16 protein-coding genes and 1 tRNA gene are annotated in these 15,853 nt (G+C 41.1%); 10 read left to right on the top strand and 7 right to left on the bottom strand.

Features of this window, described 5'->3' with window-relative positions; genetic code table 11:
* Positions 1–7: 7 nt before the first annotated feature.
* Positions 8–1,147 (top strand): peptidoglycan-binding domain-containing protein, encoded by a 1,140-nt coding sequence (locus tag V7K32_RS17025; RefSeq protein WP_334995011.1) that lies wholly within the window; start codon positions 8–10, stop codon positions 1,145–1,147.
* 132 nt (positions 1,148–1,279) lie between these two features.
* Here the strand turns inward: V7K32_RS17025 and V7K32_RS17020 are convergent, their stop codons facing one another.
* From V7K32_RS17020 to lipA, 4 genes are all read right to left on the bottom strand, one after another.
* Positions 1,280–1,735 carry a Fur family transcriptional regulator gene (locus V7K32_RS17020; protein WP_012407750.1) on the bottom strand — a complete coding sequence of 152 codons (456 nt, stop codon included), beginning with the start codon at positions 1,733–1,735 and terminating at the stop codon, positions 1,280–1,282.
* 722 nt (positions 1,736–2,457) lie between these two features.
* A complete protein-coding gene (gene sigC / locus V7K32_RS17015; RefSeq protein ID WP_334995010.1) occupies positions 2,458–3,708 on the bottom strand; it encodes an RNA polymerase sigma factor SigC in 1,251 nt (416 codons plus the stop codon).
* A 578-nt stretch (positions 3,709–4,286) separates the two neighbouring features.
* Positions 4,287–5,213 (bottom strand): NAD(P)H-dependent glycerol-3-phosphate dehydrogenase, encoded by a 927-nt coding sequence (locus tag V7K32_RS17010; protein ID WP_334995009.1) that lies wholly within the window; start codon positions 5,211–5,213, stop codon positions 4,287–4,289.
* A 168-nt stretch (positions 5,214–5,381) separates the two neighbouring features.
* On the bottom strand, positions 5,382–6,260 hold the full coding sequence (gene lipA, locus V7K32_RS17005) for a lipoyl synthase (RefSeq protein WP_334995008.1): 879 nt from the start codon (positions 6,258–6,260) through the stop codon (positions 5,382–5,384).
* Positions 6,261–6,578: 318 nt separating this feature from the next.
* On the opposite strand from lipA, the gene V7K32_RS17000 reads away from it, so the two are divergent.
* The 6 genes from V7K32_RS17000 (at position 6,579) to V7K32_RS16975 (ending at position 11,017) form a co-directional block, all read left to right on the top strand.
* Positions 6,579–6,652: transfer RNA gene (locus tag V7K32_RS17000), tRNA-Pro, on the top strand.
* A 537-nt stretch (positions 6,653–7,189) separates the two neighbouring features.
* A complete protein-coding gene (locus V7K32_RS16995; RefSeq protein ID WP_334995007.1) occupies positions 7,190–7,813 on the top strand; it encodes a helicase-related protein in 624 nt (207 codons plus the stop codon).
* 9 nt (positions 7,814–7,822) lie between these two features.
* A complete protein-coding gene (locus V7K32_RS16990) occupies positions 7,823–8,686 on the top strand; it encodes a hypothetical protein (protein ID WP_334995006.1) in 864 nt (287 codons plus the stop codon).
* Positions 8,687–8,734: 48 nt separating this feature from the next.
* Entirely contained in the window at positions 8,735–10,099 is a 1,365-nt protein-coding gene (locus tag V7K32_RS16985; protein WP_334995005.1) for a DUF1998 domain-containing protein, read from the top strand.
* Positions 10,100–10,196: 97 nt separating this feature from the next.
* Complete coding sequence (locus V7K32_RS16980) at positions 10,197–10,376, top strand: hypothetical protein (RefSeq protein WP_334995004.1); 180 nt, start codon at positions 10,197–10,199, stop codon at positions 10,374–10,376.
* A gap of 2 nt (positions 10,377–10,378) precedes the next feature.
* On the top strand, positions 10,379–11,017 hold the full coding sequence (locus V7K32_RS16975; RefSeq protein ID WP_334995003.1) for a Uma2 family endonuclease: 639 nt from the start codon (positions 10,379–10,381) through the stop codon (positions 11,015–11,017).
* 211 nt (positions 11,018–11,228) lie between these two features.
* Here V7K32_RS16975 and V7K32_RS16970 read toward each other — a convergent pair whose 3' ends face one another.
* Positions 11,229–12,011 carry an ABC transporter permease gene (locus tag V7K32_RS16970; RefSeq protein ID WP_334995002.1) on the bottom strand — a complete coding sequence of 261 codons (783 nt, stop codon included), beginning with the start codon at positions 12,009–12,011 and terminating at the stop codon, positions 11,229–11,231.
* A 149-nt stretch (positions 12,012–12,160) separates the two neighbouring features.
* Between V7K32_RS16970 and V7K32_RS16965 the strand changes: the two genes are divergently transcribed.
* Positions 12,161–12,766, top strand: a complete 606-nt coding sequence (locus tag V7K32_RS16965; protein WP_334995001.1) for a DedA family protein — start codon at positions 12,161–12,163, stop codon at positions 12,764–12,766.
* 74 nt (positions 12,767–12,840) lie between these two features.
* Here the strand turns inward: V7K32_RS16965 and V7K32_RS16960 are convergent, their stop codons facing one another.
* Positions 12,841–13,395: a hypothetical protein gene (locus V7K32_RS16960; protein ID WP_334995000.1), complete on the bottom strand. Its 555-nt coding sequence runs from the start codon at positions 13,393–13,395 to the stop codon at positions 12,841–12,843.
* A 131-nt stretch (positions 13,396–13,526) separates the two neighbouring features.
* Between V7K32_RS16960 and V7K32_RS16955 the strand changes: the two genes are divergently transcribed.
* Positions 13,527–14,117, top strand: a complete 591-nt coding sequence (locus V7K32_RS16955) for a thioredoxin family protein (protein WP_334994999.1) — start codon at positions 13,527–13,529, stop codon at positions 14,115–14,117.
* A 9-nt stretch (positions 14,118–14,126) separates the two neighbouring features.
* Here V7K32_RS16955 and V7K32_RS16950 read toward each other — a convergent pair whose 3' ends face one another.
* Positions 14,127–14,744, bottom strand: a complete 618-nt coding sequence (locus V7K32_RS16950; RefSeq protein ID WP_334994998.1) for a GGDEF domain-containing protein — start codon at positions 14,742–14,744, stop codon at positions 14,127–14,129.
* Positions 14,745–14,833: 89 nt separating this feature from the next.
* On the opposite strand from V7K32_RS16950, the gene V7K32_RS16945 reads away from it, so the two are divergent.
* Complete coding sequence (locus tag V7K32_RS16945) at positions 14,834–15,187, top strand: hypothetical protein (RefSeq protein WP_334994997.1); 354 nt, start codon at positions 14,834–14,836, stop codon at positions 15,185–15,187.
* Positions 15,188–15,853 lie beyond the last annotated feature (666 nt).

Raw genomic sequence — 15,853 nt, 5'->3', positions numbered from 1 at the left:
AACAAATATGGAAAATCTTGCGTATTTGCACCTAGCTTTCGCCTACGAAGACAGCACACCCAGTCAATTGGTCTCCCTCAGTTCCTTGTTTAAGGACGCAGCTGCACCAGACTGGAAACGGCTTTCAGGTAGGGCTTGGAAGTATATGTTGCCCCTTGCTCTCTCTTTATCTATTCTTGGCGCCGTCAGCAGCGTCATGGCACTAGAAAAAGGCGATCAAGGCCCTTCTGTCAGAAGTCTACAACAAAAGTTGAAAACAGCAGGTTTTTACCAATCTTCTGTTACCCAAGTATATGACGCATCCACACAAGAAGCTGTGCAGCGCTTCCAAAAGGCCGCTGGTTTACCAGTGGACGGCATTGTTGGCGCAAACACCCTGCAAAAATTAGAAAGTTGGCAAGCGAACAAGCCCACAACTACAGCTACACAAACTAAAAAGTCCACTGCTGTAAATACACAAGCCAAAAAGCCTAGCACTACTAGTTCAGCTAGTTCAGCCACCAGCAAGCGCCGCAATCCTAATTACCTTGCTAAGGGGGATGAAGGTCAAGATGTCAGAGGTTTGCAAGAACGCTTAAGAGTCGCAGGCTTTTATTACGGGAACGCCACAGGAATATTTGGCCCAATTACCGAAGAATCTGTCAAGCGCTTCCAAGATTCTTACAAATTAAGTGTTGATGGAGTTGTTGGCCCAGCAACATTAGCGAAATTGCCAGGAACTGGCATTGGTGATGGAGAAGAGGCTCCCACAAAGGTGGTCAATCGAGATAAATTCCGTGTAGGCGATCGCGGTGAACCAGTTAGAGTACTTCAAGAACAATTAATCCGGGCAGGATATTTAGAGGGAGAGCCAAATGGCTACTATGGCCCTTACACTGCCGATGCTGTAGGGAGATTCCAGGCAGCTAATTACTTGTCAGCAAGTGGTGTTGCTGGCCCAACTACCCGAGCTAAGTTATATAACTCAGTTAATACTACTAGCAAAAGCGAATTTAATACCTTAGAAATCCAAACGCGACTACGGGAGCGGGGTTTTTATAAAGGCAAGCTGAACGGTGTGATGGCAGATGACACCAAAAAAGCAATTAAACAAGCCCAAGAATTCTACGGCATCAGCCTCAAGGATCTTAAGAGCGGACGCTTTTAACATCCGCTTTGGCATTGTTAGTATCAGGCCTCAACTGGTTGCTTGCCTCCAGTAACAACAAATTACGAACTGCTCAAAATTCCCCTTATTTGGTTAATTTGAGTAGTTTCGTCTTAATTACCCACCCAAGTGCTAAAGCGGCATCAGCGCCCGTTGGCACTTGGGACACACTGCATGGATGGTCATTTGACAGTCCAGCAGGTGAAAACCTTCTTTTTGAGCGGTTTTTGAGCCAATTTTTAAAATTGAGTCATTTTTAAACTCAATAGTAGAGTTGCATCTAACACAAATTAAGTGATGGTGATGATGGGGATAGGGCTGGTTGATTTCATAATGCTTATGTCCCTCGCCCAGTTCTAGTTCCCGTAAAATTCCCATTCTTGCCATCAACTTCAAAGTCCGATAAATAGTTGACAGACTGATCCCTTCACCATCAGTTTCTAGCCGATGATAAAGATCCTCCGCACTTAGATGTTCACCTTGCGGAAGTTCTTGAAAAATGTGTAAAATTGTTTCGCGCTGGGGAGTTAATCGCCAGCCTCGTTCATTCAGTTCTGCCTTGAGTGAAGTAGTTGTGTAGACAGTCATACTAATATTTCTCAACAAAGCTCGTTAATTGAGAATATAACAAATCTTGGGAGCAATTTGCAACAATCATTGTCTATTGAGAATATATCCTAAATATTTAAGAACAATTCATCAAATGTTAAGCAAAAATCAAGTAATAAGCTGTATTGCATTTAATTTGCATACAGCTAATAGTTAGGATATTTGTAACGATTGCATCCCTTGACTTTGAATTTTACATAAGTTAATTTTGAATTGCTTAGTTGATCCCCGCCTTCAAGATATTTGAGCAAAGGTCTAGGGAAACTTTTCTCCAATTAAATGCAAATAATTTGCTACAAGTCTCTCTTGAGGCAATTTACAGGTTATCAAACCGACTTTCCGCACTTCATCGTGTAATATGCGTAGATTTCCCATAGGTGGAAAAAAATGGTTAAATCAACAACATAAATCGCCAATGGTATTCAATATTAATACTTAATAATTTGAACATTATTAGGAATTTTTATTGAAAAGATAGATAATACATTTTGAAGTGCGGAATGTGGGATCAAATAGCCTAAAGAAACCTCACCCTGGTTCTGCTATGCAAAACCTTTCCCTCTCCGATGCTTTGGAGAGGGATGTCCGTCAGGACAGGGTGAGGTTTTTGTTCTTCAAAGCAGGAAGAGGTTCGTCAAACTTTTAGGAAACTAGATTGTTTCTCTTAAAGCATAACGAATGCCCTTCGTTGAAAGCTCACGTTAACTTAGAGATTCCAAATAGTCGCGGATGAGGTTGCGGCGTTTGGGTTGACGTAGCTTTTGCAAAGCCTTGGATTCAATTTGTCGAACTCGTTCGCGTGATAAATCGAGAGCGCGGCCAATTTCTGCTAAAGAGTAAGGATGACCATCAGCCAAGCCAAACCGCATCAAAATTACATCGCGTTCCCGGCTAGTCAAATCTGATAAAAGATGATGCAAATCTCTTTGTAAAGATTCGCGCATTAACATTTCTTCTGGGGTTACACAGTCAGTTTCGAGTAATTCGCCTAACTCAGTGTCTTTATCTTTGCCTACTTTGGTTTCCAAAGAAACGGAGCGAGGCACCCGCAACAAAACTTCTCGAACTTGGGTCGGTGTCATCTCTAACTCAGTTGCTAAATCTTCTAGAGTTGGGGTGCGACCTTTTTCTTGAGCAATTTTGCGTTGAGCCTTTTTGATTTTGTTTAACTTTTCGGTAATATGGACAGGGAGGCGGATCGTGCGACTAGAAGTAGCGATCGCCCGGGTAATTCCCTGACGAATCCACCAGTAAGCATAAGTACTGAAGCGATAACCCTTAGTGGGGTCAAATTTTTCTACAGCTCGCTCCAAACCAAGTGTGCCTTCTTGGACTAAATCCAACAATTCCAAACCGCGATTTTGATACTTCTTGGCAACAGACACAACTAGGCGAAGATTAGCCTTAATCATGTGTTCTTTTGCTTGGAGTCCTTGGGACTGAACTTGCTCCAACTCTTCTACAGTCAACTTGGCAATTTCAGCCCAGCGACGTTTGCCTTCTGCCAAAGTCGGTCTGAGATCAGATATCATTACGCCAGCAGTCGTAGCCCATCTTTCCAAAGACGGGCGATGTCCTAGTTCTGAGGTCAGACGTTCTTGAACTTCAATTAACCTCTGATAGGGCGTAATTATTTCATCTCCTTGCTTTGCGGCGTTAGCAAGCACTATCCGCATCCGCAAGTAACGCTGGACTTTTTGAGCTTCTGAAACCTCTTCATCCCGCCCTAACAAGCGAACCCGACCAATTTCTTGAAGATATAGACGTACTAGGTCTGTACTCCGACGGTTAGTGTTAGCAGCAAAGTTAGCATTGTCAGCAGAAGCCATCTCTAGCTCCTGTAAATCATCTACCGATAACTCACTGTCATCAACCGTGAGATCCGAGTCCAAAGCCTGGCTAGACTTTTTGGTGTTGTAGGGGGCGTCTGCATAAAAAGATGTTGCTGGCATAAAGATCGTCTCAATGGCTCCAGGTAACAATAGATTACGGTCAGCTTAGATTACGGTCAGCTATTCAACTGTTGCTATTGTTCCCGTGATTTACGATGAACTAACATGGTTGAACGTTCCATTACAATTTTTTTGGAAATTAACTGTAAGGGTTTGATTGGATACAGCATTACTGAAGTTAATCGGCTGATAAACTTTTGATTGAACCAATAGCTATTCAAATCGGCAGCTAGGTTTTCAATATTTCAACTACTTAGTTAACATTTCAACCTTGATAGGTTTTAAAGGTGATTTTTATAACACAGTATAAACATCCTTCAGTGAATGTCATCTTTATAATTGGCATAGTCACATTTACATGGCTATAAAAGTAATATCCTGACGATTTCCTAATTTTTTCTCAGGATTATTCAGGTATAAGTAGAGCTAATAGATATTGGGAAAGTGATTAGTATTAACGGCAAAAATTCTCTTGACACGGAGATAGAAAACGCAAAGAAGTATATTAAATACTCTCTCGTGTCCCCGCGTCCTCTTGCATAGTAGGCTTAACCTGGCAATTTCAACTTGACAGACTACTAGTAGTTGTACTCTGGCTTGATATCTCGCAGCATCAGTTCATCAAGCGCTTGTCGAGGTGTGACTTCACCCTGAAGTAAACGATAAACTTGCTCAGTAATTGGAACCGGAATGCTTTGTTGCTTGGCTCGTTGCATCAAAACCCGACAAGTGTTCACTCCTTCAGCAGTTCCTTGTAAATTTTCGAGAGTTTCTGTAAGTGACTTACCACCAGCTAGCTGATAGCCGACTTGGTAATTGCGACTTAAGGGACTATTGCATGTTGCTAACAAATCTCCTAGACCTGATAAACCATAAAATGTTTCTGTCTTTGCACCCCAGTTGTTACCGATGCGAACCATTTCTGTAAGCCCACGGGTGACTAAAGCAGCTTTGGCATTGGTTCCTAGTTGTAAACCATCGCACACACCGGCTGCGATCGCAATCACATTTTTCAGTGTTCCCCCCAATTCCACCCCCAAAGGATCGGGATTGGTATATACCCGGAAACGCCCAGAAGAAAATACTAACTGCACTATTTCCGCAGCCGTGGGAATATTACTCGCTACCACCGTGGCTGCGGGTAATTCCATTTGAATTTCTTTAGATAAATTAGGCCCAGACAAAACAACCACTGCATGGTTAGGGAATACTGTTTGCCAAATTTGCGAAGGTGTACAGGTGGTTTGGGGGTCTAAGCCTTTCGTGGCTGTGACAAAAATTGTCTCTGGAGAAAGGGGAAAAGACTGGACTTGGGAAGCAACATCCCTCACACCAATCATTGAGATAGCGGACAAAACTATTTGGACATCTTTTAAAACTGCTTCTATTTGGGAACCTTGACGCGACCACACGCGCACCTGATGACCATTTGCTGCGGCGAGATTTGCTAGAGATGCACCCCAAGCACCTGCACCAAGAATTGCTACAATTTTTGGATTAGTCATTAATCAACAGTCTCCCATCGCCCCATCGTCTTAATTCACCGAATTTTAGATTTTAAATTTTGGATTTTAGAATTGAATAATTCAAAATCCAAAATTTAAAAAGGTCTGAATGCGAACAGCATCTCCAAGAGTTTTGCCCGAATTTAAACGCAAGAACAAATCTAAAATCTAAAATTGGGTGCGGGGATAACGTTCCATTAATTCTCTGACTTGTTCTGCATGATATGAGCTTCTTGTCAATGGTGAAGAAACAACTTGTAAAAATCCGACTTCTTCGCCGAATGCCTTCCAAGCAGCAAATTGTTCTGGGTTGATAAATTCATTTACTTGCAAGTGTTTTTGACTGGGTTGGAGGTATTGCCCAATTGTCAAAATGTCGCAATCGACAGTTCGCAAGTCTTGCATAACCTGGCGAATTTCGGCATCAGTTTCACCGAGTCCAACCATAATACCGGATTTAGTGTATATGTTAGGAGAAACTTGGCGAGAGCGGTGCAATAATTCTAATGTGCGATCGTAGCTTCCTTGGGGACGCACCCGGCGATAGAGGCGGGGAACCGTTTCTGTATTGTGGTTTAATACCTCTGGCGCAGCTTGTAGAATCAACTCTAGAGCATTCCAACTACCGCACAAGTCAGGAATTAGTACCTCAATTGTGGTGTTTGGTGAAACAGTGCGAACCGCATTAATACACGCTATAAACTGAGACGCACCACCATCAAGCAAGTCATCTCGGTTTACAGAAGTGATCACAACATGATTAAGTTTCATGCGGCGAACAGCTTCTGCTAGTCGTTCAGGTTCTGTGGGGTCTAGTGGTTTGGGTTTTTTCTCAAAATCAATATCGCAGTAGGGACAAGCGCGTGTACAAGCCGGCCCCATAATTAAAAATGTGGCAGTCCCAGCATTGAAGCATTCACCAATATTCGGACAGGATGCTTCCTCACAAACTGTATTGAGGGCTAAATCCCGCAAAATATCTTTAACGTTACCGATGCGCTCACGCCCAGGTGCTTTTACCCGCAACCAGTCTGGTTTTACAGTCACAATCTGCTTTTATCACTAGAGTTATACAAATTTAATCGTAGCAAGCAAAGCCTTGGGTGAAGCGATCGGATAGATATAAACCTCATCTAAGTTGAGAACCGTAGTTTTTGCCCTCACCCTAAATCCCTCTCCCAGATATGGGAGAGGGACTTTGAAATTCTGGCTCCCCGAATCCCAATTTTGGGATTCGGGGTTGGGGGATGAGGGCAAATCCTTTTCATCACTGAAGAACTACAGGTTTCAAGATAGACGCGGTTTAGATGTAATTCTGTAATTTGGCACGGGTTGTGATATTCTTAAATAATGGCATTTTTATGCCGGGATGTGGCGCAGCTTGGTAGCGCACTTCGTTCGGGACGAAGGGGCCGCTGGTTCGAATCCAGTCATCCCGATTTTTAGTTGTCGAATAGTGTACATTCGCAAATTAATGTCGCGTTGGCTCTTTTTTAGAGTCAATTTAGTATATTTATCGAGGTCTTCATCATCTTGATTGACCTGACAGTTATTTTTTAGCAGATAGGCAAAAGCACACTTAGATAGGCAGTCATCCGTTTTATCGTAAGCATCAAATAATCCATCAAAAAGTGTTTTATCTGTAGTATCTAAAGAATCTTCTTTCTTTTTTTTGGTCTTCTTGCCTTTTTTTATTTTGGATTGCTGATTTTTATCCTGGGTAAACTTGGCAACAGTGCGATCGCACTCTGGGTCGAGGCATTTTTTGATTGACCTTAACTTAAGAAATATCTGCTCTTAGCACAAGTATTTTAGTCACGAATCACGAGTAAATTATTCTTGAGGGAAGTCAGGAGGTAAGACTATTTTTTTGATTTGGTTGAGTTTATCCGCCATTCGTAAAATATGCGCTACATAATTTGGGCGTTTCTGAAAGTTGGAACCCCAATTACCTATAGTCCTTGGACTTAGCCCAGTTGCTTCGGAGAGAGAGGCTATGCAGGCTTTTCTGTACCCCCGGACATATCAACCCATTTTTTACAGAGAAATTACAATCATGTATTGCTTCCATACAAACGCTGCTTTCAGAAGGTTTTAACCCGATTATCTGGTGTCGCTATATTGCTACAGCAAATTATGTTGCTGATGCTCTCAAGCAAAAGCTAGAGAAGAAAGGCAGTCAAATTCGAGTCATTGCTATTACTGGGGAACTTTCAGAAGATGAACGAGAAATTCGCCTGCAAGAGTTAAAGTCATATCCTCAAAGAGTCTTAGTAGCTACTGACTGCTTAAGTGAAGGGGTAAATCTGCAATCTCACTTCAGTGCGGTGATTCACTACGATTTACCCTGGAATCCCAATCGTTTGGAACAACGGGAAGGACGTATTGACCGCTATGGTCAAACTGCAAGTCAAGTAAAAACCTTGTTACTTTACGGTTCAGATAATCCGGTGGATGGCGCAGTTTTGGAGGTGCTAATTCGCAAAGCTGTACAAATTCACAAGACTTTGGGAATTACTGTTCCCGTACCAATGGACAGCACTACGGTGTCGGAAGCTGTTTTTAAATCTTTATTTGACCGCGCTAACGATGCGGTGTAATTCTCTCTATTGGATTTGTTAGATGAACAGGAATCTGCTGTTGAGCAAGTCCATAAAAATTGGGACAAAGCAGTAGAGCGAGAAAAGATTAGCCGTACTCGCTTCGCTCAACGCTCAATCAAACCTGCGGAAGTTGAGCAAGAATTAATTGAATCTGAGCAAATTCTAGGTAGTGAACAGGATGTGCAACGGTTCGTGTTGTCGGCCGCTAATCGTCTATCTTGTTCGTTAACCAAGAAAAAACAAGGTTGGTTACTGTCCACAATTCCTGATTTTCTCCAGCCAGCACTAGGGGATAAGCCGCGCTTGTTTAGCTTTACAACCCCTGCACCAGAAGGGGTGGAATATGTAGGACGGAATCACCCATTGGTAGAAGGGTTAGCGCGTCACATTATTGAAGATGCGCTCTCAAATAATCAAGACCCTATAGCAGCACGGTGTGGTTTTACTACGACGGATACTGTCACCAAGCGCACGACTTTGCTGTTATTGCGGCTACGGCATTTATTAAACAGCCCAAAACACCAAAGTTTGCTGGCGGAAGAGTGTGCAGTAGTTGGATTTACTAGCCCTCCATCTAATCCCATCTGGTTGACACCAGAGGAAGCAAAATCTTTGCTGGAAACCGCTAACCCAGTGGGTGATGCGCCTCCAGGCATCAAACAGGCGGAAATTGAAGACTTAATCAGTAAAATTACAGAGTTTGAGTCTGATTTAGAACTATTTGCTAGAGAGCGATCGCATTCTCTCTCCCAATCACATCGACGAGTCAGAGCCATCACCCAAGAAGGGCAGATTCAGGTTAAACCCCAGCTACCGATGGACATTCTAGGCGTTTATATTCTCCAGCCTGGAAAAATTCGTAGTTCGTAATTCGTAATTCGTAATTTTTTAGAAAATATTGAAGATTAGGTGTGAGAGATGAGTGTAGCAAGGATTACTTTAACAGGCGTTCAGATTGAAGGTAATTTGTTAGCAGCAGATATGACTGCTGAATTACTGGCGGGTAATCTGAAACGGCAAGCACCAGAGGATTTTGGTTTTAGTAAAAGCGACAAACTAGCAGATGAAATTGCGATCGCTTGGGGTGATGCTAAAGCTTATTGGGCAGCATTTCAACGGCAATTAGATAGGTTGGATGCAGATGATACCGCTACCAGCGTCACCCGCGAATTGTGGGTGACGCTGGTACGAAGTCTTGGATATAGCCCTGTTTACACCGCTAAAGCCGAAGTGGTGGACATTACCTGCGACGAAGAAGAACGCCTCAAGTACGGTTACAACATCACCACCCACTTCCGTTACGATAAGCAAAAATGCCAATCAGCAACAGTAAAAACCGCCGATGGCACAGAATTATTGCGTTTAACTTACGGTGCTACAGCAGATATCTGGCATATTAATCGCGGACTGAACAAGAAAAAAAGCGAGGAACGAGGATTTAAACTTGATATCAAAACTGGTATTTGGGGTGATGCCAAAAACGACTCAGCAAAAGATAGCATTCACACTGACGTTAATTTAATGGTGAAAAACACCTGCAATATTCTGGTTGTTGAACCATTAGGTCTACCCGCAGACGAAAGAGAAGCTTTTATTGCCACTCTGCAATATGTCTTGGAAACTGCCATCCAAGCAGTGTACAAATTAGAAGCCGATGAACTCGACTCCGAACGCCTGGGAGACGGAAAATATTTGCTGTTCTCGGAGGCTACGGAAGGCGGTACAGGTATCCTTTCTCAACTATTAGAAAAACCTGATTCTTTTCAAAAAATAGCCGATGCAGCTTTAGATATTTGTCATTTCCAAGTAACTAAAGATAGCTGTGTTCAAGCTTGCTATGAATGCTTGCTTTCTTACCGCAACCAGTTCGACCATGCTTTGATAAATCGCCATTTCATCAAACCCTTACTTGAGGAACTGCAAAACAGTACAGTGCAGATAGAAGGAATATGTCGTGATGAACAGTATCAAGAACTTCTGCAACAAACAGATCCAAATTCGGAATTTGAGCGCGTAGTTTTAGATGAAATTTATCACGGGGGATATAAATTACCCGATACTGCACAAAAATTGATTCCAGAGTCAAATTGTAAGCCAGATTTTCTTTATAAAGAAGATGGCATTGCTGTTTTCTGCGACGGTTCAGTTCATGATAGACCTGAAAAACGCAAGCAAGACCAAATTGAACGGGATAATCTCAAGCACAACACCAGTTACCATATCCTTACTCTACGGCATGATGAAGATTGGCAAACAGAGTTGACAAAACTAGCAAGTTTGTGAATGACTTTAGGGACTTCCAAGGAATAAATTACTCAACAAAAATCAAGAGTACATATTTAAGCAATAATGATAATCATTATGAAGGCGGAAGAGGTGGTTGCTGACAGCAACCACCTCTTCAATTTACTGGGCGATTTATAATCTTGACCGCAAAAACCCAAATAATCAGCAAGATTTTGAGCATTTACCCGCAGAACAATTAGTGGCTGATATCTTAGAGAAAGATAGGCGTGTAGCTGAAATCATGGCAGAGATTAAGGCAATTTTGGAGCAGTGATAATGTTAGGTTTACTAGAAAAGTTTAGCCGCTTAGAAGAATTAATTAGTCAGTCAGCATTAAAAAATCTTGATTCTGACCAAATCTTACTGATGAATGGGATTAGCTGGGATATATATGAGACACTATTACAAGGGGTTCCAAATAATTCTCATTATCGCTTGAAATATTTAGAAGGTACTTTAGAAATAATGTCCCCTAGCCGTCGTCATCAGTTTAATAAAAAGATTATTGCTTTATTACTAGAAGCCTATTTTTTAGAGACTGGTATTGATTTTTATCCTTTAGGCTCGACTACTTTTAGAAAACAAACAGCCGCTAGAGGAATAGAGCCAGATGAGTGTTATTGTTTTGATTCGGAAAAACCTGTTCTCGATCTTGCTATTGAGGTGATTGTAACAAGTGGGGGAATTGATGATTTAGTTATTTATCAAGGTTTAGGAGTACCGGAGGTTTGGTTTTGGCAGAATAATCAGTTTTCATTATATTCTCTGCGTGGTGATAAATATGAGTCCATATCAAAAAGTGAATTTCTACCAAATTTAGATTTAAACGTCTTGGCAAGTTTTGTTATTTCTGACGAGAAACCAAGAGAAATAATATTAAAGTTTCTTCAACATATCCGTCGGGGCAATTCATGAATTGCCCCGATAATAATTTGGTTGAAGCGCCATTATTAATCAAGTCTAACTTATGTTAAAGCTGACATTTAAGCAGACTCGATCAGAATTAATGCTTCGGGCTGCTTCAACTATTATATTTAATACTTTAAATCAATTAGAATACCCAAATTAGTTATAACGACAAATAATTAGTTATTCGACATTAGTCGAAAGGCGCTGCTGTAGCTTTTTAACTCGAAGCACTGGTATAAAACCGTAACGCAAATCGCCAAAACCAAGTGGAAGCGAAAAATAATGCTACTGCCAATATTGCCGCACCTATCAACCAGCTTATTTCACTCCGTCCCAGTAGCGCTTGGGCTGGTATAGTAGTTAAAAAGGCTACTGGCATTATAAAGGTGAAGAAAAAACGGTAAGCTGTAGGATATGCTGCGATCGGATATCTTCCAGCTTCTAACAAACCACGTAATACTTCGGTAGCGTTGTATATTTTGACGAACCAGATACTCATCGCTCCCAGCATAAACCACAGGCTGTAGAGAATCACCAAGCTGAAGAATAACGGCAGCGCAGCAAGTAGATAGTCGTCTATGCCTACACCAAGGCGTTTACCTGCGTAGCCAATAATAATACTACCAAAAATTAGATCCGGCAGCCCCCAAGGTGAAAGGGTATGGGTGGAAAGCCAAAACTGACTGCGGATAGGTTTTAATAATATAAAGTCCAAAGTGCCTTCTTGGACATGGCGGACAATGCGATTCAAGTTCGACGCCAGAAAAGTAGCAGAAAATCCTTGTAGTAAGGTAAAAATTCCTAGAACTACTAAAGCTGCTTCCCATGACCAGCCCCTAAAAGTATAACCAGTCCGGTAAAACAAGAATAGTCCAAAGAGGCTGCCCGCAAGATTTCCCAAGCTGCTGAGGGTAGCTATGAAAAAGTTAATCCGATATTCTAACTCAGCTGCGATCGCAGCACTCCAAAATAGTCTTAGTACTTTCAAATACCTTTGCATCCTGCACATATAACATAAAATATGCCATCTATAATTACATTTCCCCAGATTACACAATAACTTTACGTTAATTTAATATTACTTTTTATTCAGGAAAATTGCTAAACGTTAAGATGTTGTGGATCTATTGTTGAAATGTAAAAAATTCTATGCATCTGGATTTACCACAACTGATTAAATCACTCGGCTATTTTGGAGTCTGGGCGATTGTCTTTGCTGAATCTGGCTTGTTAATTGGTTTTTTCCTACCGGGGGATAGTTTATTGTTCACTGCTGGATTTGTCGCATCTCAGAATTTACTGAACATTTGGGTTCTGATTTTTGGTGCTTTTGTTTGTGCAGTCTTAGGTGACAATGTTGGCTATTTTACTGGGCATAAATTTGGCAGAAGACTATTTAATAAGGAAGATTCATGGTTATTTCACAAAAAACATATTGTTAAAACCCAAAACTTTTATGAGCAGCACGGTAAAAAGACGGTTGTTTTAGCACGTTTCTTACCTATTGTACGGACTTTTGCACCGATTGTGGCTGGGATTGGGGCGATGCATTATCGCACATTTATGTCTTACAACTTAATCGGTGGCTTTCTTTGGACATTCGGCATCACCATCTTAGGGTTTTTCTTAGGAAAATCTCTGCCACCTGAACAGGTAGATAAGTATTTATTACCGATTATTGGATTAATTATAGTTGTTTCTTTAGTGCCATCAATTATTCATCTAATACAAGATAATAGAGCAAACAAAAGTTGATATTACCATGATGATTTCCTTAAATATCAACCTCTATCTGTTCCTAGAAAATCTTTTTACTGAAACTTCCAGAATTAGTTAATCGCAGAATTAGCCATTTTTACCAAAGAAGTGCGATCGCCTGCTTTTAAACCAACAACATATTGCACACCCTGTTGTCTCCAAGTCAAAGTAGCATCTGAGCAACCAGCACCACAAGTAAAATCTACAAAATAGCCAGTGATTCCCTTAGCTAAGGATACACTTTTCCCAGTCAGACGGGGTGTTTTGCGGGTTATGGCTTCAGCCGTAACAACGCCCAAACGACAGGCAGAAGCACCATTACAGTCGGGAGTGAAACCCAGTAAAATTTCGTACTTTTTTTGTGTAGCAGCTTCTATAATCGCGTAAATTGAATTTTCACTATCTGATTCAGGAATAAACCTCGGCAATAAAATACGAATCTGAGTTTTCTGGTTTAATTTGGGCAAAAGAGATTTAAAAATTGGGTGTGGCTGGGTTTTACTCTGCTGTGCTATCAATTGAGACTGCTTATTTACAGTGGCGATGGCTGACTTGTGAAAGCTGCTAAAGCTGACTAATAAAAATACGGCACACACCGCACTGATATTTCTGAAGCTTAAAATCATCTTTGAAAACCTATTTCATCTAAAGTACTTATTTGTAATACCCATTTACAAGATGAAATTACGTATTTAAGAGCGGCTGGAGTCAGCTAGACTAAAGAAGAAATTGCTTAATAAGTTTTAATAATTTTGTTATGAGTACTGATTCACCTGTTAATTCTGCCGATAAGTCTGAATCCAACTTAGGGAAGCGTTTGAGAAACTTTTTAATTGTAATGGTAGCGATCGCCCTTAGCGTTGCCCTCGTCTTCGGATTGCGAACTGAAACAACCTCAGCAACTCTAGCCAAGTTAAGTGATACGTCCACACCGCTAGATGTAGCAATCAGCAACGGCAAACCATCTTTAGTAGAGTTTTATGCTGATTGGTGTACTGTCTGCCAGAAAATGGCACCAGATATCACTCAACTAGAAACAAAGTATGCTGAGAAGATGAATTTTGTGATGCTGAATGTGGATAATACTAAGTGGCTACCAGAGATGTTGAAATATCGGGTAGATGGGATTCCCCATTTTGTATTTTTGAGCCAGCAAGGGGAAACCATAGCCCAAGCGATCGGCGATCAACCCCGGACGATTATGGCTAGCAACTTAGAAGCTTTAGTTACTGGTTCGTCTCTCCCTTATGCTCAAGCTAGCGGGAAAGTTTCTAAATTTTCAGCCCCAGTAGCACCAACGGCTAATCAAGACGATCCTCGCAGTCATGGCAGCCAAGTGGTAAATTAGCAGTTACCTTCAGGCAATAGATTGCTGCTTGAGACGCTTATGAGCGTACATTAATTTATCAGACTTGGCGATTAATTGTTCTAGCGACATATTGCTTTCTGGTGAGTAACGCTCTATGCCGATACTCATCGAAAGTTCATAGCTACGGTTTTGCTGTTGATTAAAGTTGGCGATATTTGCTTGCAAACATGCTTGGATGCTGTCAGCGTCCTTAAAGTAGCTAGAGATGAAAACAACAAACTCATCTCCACCCAAGCGAGCGACAATATCCGAGTTCCGAAAACTTTGCTTGAGTAATTGAGTAGCATCAACAATCAAGGTATCTCCTATGTCGTGACCAAGGGTGTCGTTAATCTGTTTTAGCCCATCTAAATCAATGAAGATAACCCAGCACAATAGTTTCGTCCGGTGAGCAATTTTTAACTGTTGTTCAGCCATCAGAAAGAAGCCACGTCGGTTATGCAAGCCTGTTAGTTCATCGGTTAGGGATAACTGCCTTCCTTCGATTTCTGCTTGTTTGCGGTTGCGAACTTCTTGAACAAGTTGCATCTGAGCGATCGCCTGCCAACTTATGCGGCGCAGTGCATCTAACTGCTGGTAACTTAGCTGATGAGCAGTGGTATCCATAACACACAATGTCCCAATTGGATGTCACATTTACTGTGCATATATGGGATAAAATTACAGTTTTTAGAACAATAATAATGGAGAGAGTAATGATTACCGAAGAAGACTTAGCCCAACAGTTTACCCTTATTATTGAACAAGCTCACCCAAGAGCGTGGAAATTACTCCGCTACTGCTATGTAAAAGTGCTAAATTCTAAATCAAAAGGAGCCTATATCGCTCATGCCAAATATATAAGGATTTACTGTCCTGATAGACTGATTGCTGCTGTAGTGGCAGAAAAAAAATTACTGATAGAAGTGGCAGAATATCTGGGGCTAGTTGAAGTTGTTTGCGTAAATGCTACAAAATTGTTACACGATCCTAAATCGCAAATTAAAAAAAATTATCCTCAATTGTGGTTAGATTTGCAGTGGATTGTTACGCAAAAGCAAGAATTATGAAAATTTGAATCTTGTCTAATATTAAGGGACTTCCAAGAAATAAATTACCCCACAAGAAGTAGTTGAGTATTTTTTTATTTGGAAGTCCCTAATTTCTGAAAACGCATAAAACTCTTATAAATCACCCGTACTTATCTCCCGATGATTTGCCTTCCCATCGGACAATTAAATTGAGTGAAATACTGTTCAGACAACTTGAAGAACCAACGAAAAAAAACTTTTTCTTGGCGGGCGATGTCTGACAACAAGCCGCTCTACATCTACGCATCACACGGATTTTGTTGTCAATTTGCCATTGGTATTTCAAAATTAATAGTGGAATTCTGATGTTAATCATGATTTGCCCTGATATAGAAAGTTATCAGAACATCATAAGAACTGTTACTCAATTCACCAATATGTTAAAAATATTTACTAACAGAGGTCAAATTACTGTTAGTTCTCCAGGTGATAAAGGTATACCGTGGGTACTCAGCATAGATGAACTATTGCCTGAAGAAGACTTACCCACTAACTGATAAATATATCTAACCCAAATAACTCACTTAGTTTGGGCATAAGTAGGTAGGCGTAATTACTGTACGTTCGCTGATTTTGACCTTGCGAGGAGGAATTATGTCTTACAGAGCCTAAGTTCCAGTTCATAAAGGAATTCAGGCATTTTCA

The organism is Nostoc sp., assembly GCF_036917635.1.
In the GTDB taxonomy this organism is placed as follows: Bacteria; Cyanobacteriota; Cyanobacteriia; order Cyanobacteriales; family Nostocaceae; genus Nostoc.
The sequence above is the reverse complement of the archived record's forward strand: the minus strand, read 5'-3'. Positions and strand labels throughout refer to the sequence as shown.

Coding starts and splice junctions, on each gene's coding strand:
- V7K32_RS17010 (WP_334995009.1), bottom strand. CDS start 5,213: ATGACTAATCCAAAAATTGTAGCAATTCTTGGTGCAGGTGCTTGGGGT.
- sigC (WP_334995010.1), bottom strand. CDS start 3,708: ATGCCAGCAACATCTTTTTATGCAGACGCCCCCTACAACACCAAAAAG.
- V7K32_RS16985 (WP_334995005.1), top strand. CDS start 8,735: ATGAGTGTAGCAAGGATTACTTTAACAGGCGTTCAGATTGAAGGTAAT.
- V7K32_RS17025 (WP_334995011.1), top strand. CDS start 8: ATGGAAAATCTTGCGTATTTGCACCTAGCTTTCGCCTACGAAGACAGC.
- V7K32_RS16955 (WP_334994999.1), top strand. CDS start 13,527: ATGAGTACTGATTCACCTGTTAATTCTGCCGATAAGTCTGAATCCAAC.
- V7K32_RS16970 (WP_334995002.1), bottom strand. CDS start 12,011: ATGCAAAGGTATTTGAAAGTACTAAGACTATTTTGGAGTGCTGCGATC.
- V7K32_RS16950 (WP_334994998.1), bottom strand. CDS start 14,744: ATGGATACCACTGCTCATCAGCTAAGTTACCAGCAGTTAGATGCACTG.
- V7K32_RS16945 (WP_334994997.1), top strand. CDS start 14,834: ATGATTACCGAAGAAGACTTAGCCCAACAGTTTACCCTTATTATTGAA.
- V7K32_RS16975 (WP_334995003.1), top strand. CDS start 10,379: ATGTTAGGTTTACTAGAAAAGTTTAGCCGCTTAGAAGAATTAATTAGT.
- V7K32_RS17020 (WP_012407750.1), bottom strand. CDS start 1,735: ATGACTGTCTACACAACTACTTCACTCAAGGCAGAACTGAATGAACGA.
- V7K32_RS16965 (WP_334995001.1), top strand. CDS start 12,161: ATGCATCTGGATTTACCACAACTGATTAAATCACTCGGCTATTTTGGA.
- V7K32_RS16960 (WP_334995000.1), bottom strand. CDS start 13,395: ATGATTTTAAGCTTCAGAAATATCAGTGCGGTGTGTGCCGTATTTTTA.